The sequence below is a fragment of the Brevundimonas sp. genome (genome assembly GCF_031082345.1).
GTDB lineage: Bacteria > Pseudomonadota > Alphaproteobacteria > Caulobacterales > Caulobacteraceae > Brevundimonas.
In genome coordinates, this window is sequence record NZ_JAVHLH010000323.1 from 1 (window position 1) to 2,741 (window position 2,741).

Below are 2,741 nucleotides of genomic sequence, written 5' to 3' on the forward strand. Positions count from 1 at the left end.
GGCGCCGGCCCGACCCCCGTTCCCTTGTCCCCTGGAGACTTCCGATGACCCCGCTTGCCGACATGATCCCCGCCATGAGCGATCCCGACCTCAAGGCCCTGCGCGCCAACGCCGCTCGCCTGTCGGAATCCGGCTCCGCGGTCCAGATGAACACCGCCTCTGAAATCCTCCCCCTGATCGACGCCGAAGTCGAACGCCGCGCCGCCGCGCCGGCCACGACGGTCAAGAAGCCCCGCGCCCCGGCCAAGAAGAAGGTCGTCCCCGCCAGCGGCCACCAGACGGCGCTGCCCAGCAAGGCCGCCTGATTAGTAAGGGATCCGCGCCAGCCATTGGATCGCGGTGATACTTAGATAGATCGCCGCGACCGCACCGAGCAGGATCAGAGCGCCGAACAACGCCAGTTTGGTGTTTGAGTGGACCGGCATCATCGCCATGTCCTTCGCGACACCAGACGATTGTTCGCTGCGAACTGCGGTGATGCCCGGCAGTGGCGCATTGATCGCAAAAAGTTCGATGCCAACGCTTTCCTTGGGAGCAAGGCTGCAAAACTTCACAGTATGACGATCACTTGCGGAATTGACCTCCTCGTAGTGTCGTGCCGGCCAGACATTCATGACGCCCGGCTTCCAGTTGAACGTCACCTCTACATCGGTGGCGCTGGCGACCCCCTCGTTCTTCACGATGATCGAGGCGGTGTTGACCGACTGTTTGGGTGCAATCTGCTTGCCCTCTTGGTCAAGAAGGGGCTGATCGATCAAAAACGTGAAGGCGTGCCCGATCGAATACACGAGCTTCGCACGCGGCCGCAGAAAGTGGTTCAGCGCGAATCCCAGAATGACCGCGCCGACCGAGACGATCTCTTTGGCGTATTCTGCAGCCCACGTCATTTCCATGGTGCTGAGTTAGGATAACAGCGTTGCAGTCGCAAGCTGTCTCACCCCAGCGCCTGGTCCAGGTCCGCGATCAGATCCTCGACCTCCTCGACGCCCACCGACAGCCGGATCAGACTGTCCGTCACCCCGCCGGCCTCGCGCAGCTCTTTCGGCACCGAGGCGTGGGTCATGATGGCCGGGTGGTTGACCAGGCTTTCCACGCCCCCCAGCGACTCCGCCAGGGTGAAGACCTGCACCCGCTCCAGCACCTGTCTGGTGCGCGCCAGGTCGCCGTCGATGACCGCCGTGACCATGCCCCCGAAGCGACCGTTCATCTGGCTGGCGGCGAGGTCGTGCTGCGGATGGCTGATCAGGCCCGGATAGATCACCTTGGCGATCCCCTTTCGCTCCTCCAGCCAGCGCGCCACCGCCAGGGCGTTCTCATTGTGCGCCTTCATGCGCAGGCCCAGGGTCTTCAGCCCGCGGTTGGCGAGAAAGGCGTCGAACGGCCCCATCACCCCGCCGACCGAGTTCTGCAGAAACTTGATCTCCTTGGCCAGGTCCGGGTTCGCCGTCACCAGCGCCCCGCCGATGATGTCGGAGTGGCCGTTCAGATATTTGGTCGCCGAATGCATGACCACGTCGGCGCCCAGCTTCAGCGGCTGCTGGCTCCACGGCGTGGCGAAGGTGTTGTCGACGATCAGCAGCAGGCCGTGCGCCTTCGCGATCTTCGACAGGCCGGCGATGTCGGCCAGCTTCATCAGCGGATTGGTCGGCGTCTCGGCCCAGATCAGCTTCGTCTTCGGCGTGATCGCCGCCTCGACCGCCTTCAGGTCGCTCAGGTCGACATAGGCGAAGTCCAGCCCCATCGAACGGCGCCGCACCCGCTCGAACAGCCGCCACGAGCCGCCGTACAGGTCGTCGCCGGTGACGATGTGCGACCCTGCGTCCAGCAGCTCCAGCGCGGTGGCGGTCGCCGCCATGCCGCTGGCGAAGCCGAAGCCGTGCGTGCCGCCCTCCAGATCGGCCAGACAGGCCTCGAACGCCTCGCGCGTCGGGTTCTTGCCGCGGGCGTACTCATAGCCCTTGTTCACCCCGGGGCTTTCCTGGGCGTAGGTCGAGGTGGCGTAGATCGGCGTCATCACCGCGCCCGTCGTCGGGTCGGGCCGCTGCCCGGCGTGGATGGCGCGGGTCGAGAAACCCTGGCTGTTCTTCAGCGAGCTCATGCGGTGTCCTGATCAAGGCGGCCGATCGTGCCGCCGCAAAATTCGGCCGAGCGGGCGAAGATCTCGGACCACTCGGCGGGTCTGAACAGATGGCCGGCTCCGGCGATCACTTCAACCCGCACATTGATCTCGTGCTCCCTCAGGAAGCTGACCCAGGCGGCGGTGTTGCGCGGCAGCACATGATCGTCGTTCTCGGCCCGGAGCATCAGCACCGGAATCCGCCGACGCGGCACGCGCGGCGTATAGACGTCGGTCCCTCCCGCCAGTCCGATCGCCGCCGCCGCCCGGCTGTTGCCCAGCGCCCCGTCCACGGCGACGTAGGATCCCAGCGAATAGCCGAACATCGCCGTCCGCTGCCGGTCGACGCCCCGGTCGATGAACCAGTCGATGGCGTGTTCGCCCACGTCGCGCCACGCTTCCATCATCCGCTCCGGCCGGATGCCGTCGTCCGGGTAGGCGTCCATATAGAGCGGCGTCAGCACCTGATAGCCGTCGCCGGCGAAGCGCATGGCCAGTTCGTGCCACGGCCCGCGGTTGGTGATCCGTCCGCCCGAGCCATGCATCATCACGATCGCCGCCCGCCGCCCCTCCCCGTCCGGCCGGTAGTGGATGGCCCGGATCGCCTTGCCGTGGCTGTCGAAGG

At 66.0% G+C, this 2,741-nt stretch carries 4 protein-coding genes; 1 reads left to right on the forward strand and 3 read right to left on the reverse strand.

Annotated elements, in window-relative coordinates; genetic code table 11:
* Positions 1-44: 44 nt before the first annotated feature.
* Positions 45-305: a hypothetical protein gene (locus RDU12_RS14735; protein WP_300289615.1), complete on the forward strand. Its 261-nt coding sequence runs from the start codon at positions 45-47 to the stop codon at positions 303-305.
* Here RDU12_RS14735 and RDU12_RS14740 read toward each other — a convergent pair whose 3' ends face one another.
* The 3 genes from RDU12_RS14740 to RDU12_RS14750 form a co-directional block, all read right to left on the reverse strand.
* Positions 306-893, reverse strand: coding sequence for a hypothetical protein (locus tag RDU12_RS14740; RefSeq protein ID WP_300289616.1), 588 nt, complete (start codon positions 891-893; stop codon positions 306-308).
* Between the two features lie 41 nt (positions 894-934).
* Positions 935-2,098: a cystathionine gamma-synthase gene (locus RDU12_RS14745; RefSeq protein WP_300289617.1), complete on the reverse strand. Its 1,164-nt coding sequence runs from the start codon at positions 2,096-2,098 to the stop codon at positions 935-937.
* On the reverse strand, positions 2,095-2,741 hold a 647-nt coding region (locus RDU12_RS14750), incomplete at its 5' end, for a dienelactone hydrolase family protein (RefSeq protein ID WP_308685381.1). The genes RDU12_RS14750 and RDU12_RS14745, both read right to left, overlap by 4 nt.

Bases quoted from the DNA above. Each gene is read 5' to 3' on its own strand.
- RDU12_RS14735 (WP_300289615.1), top strand. From the start codon at position 45: ATGACCCCGCTTGCCGACATGATCCCCGCCATGAGCGATCCCGACCTC.
- RDU12_RS14740 (WP_300289616.1), bottom strand. From the start codon at position 893: ATGGAAATGACGTGGGCTGCAGAATACGCCAAAGAGATCGTCTCGGTC.
- RDU12_RS14745 (WP_300289617.1), bottom strand. From the start codon at position 2,098: ATGAGCTCGCTGAAGAACAGCCAGGGTTTCTCGACCCGCGCCATCCAC.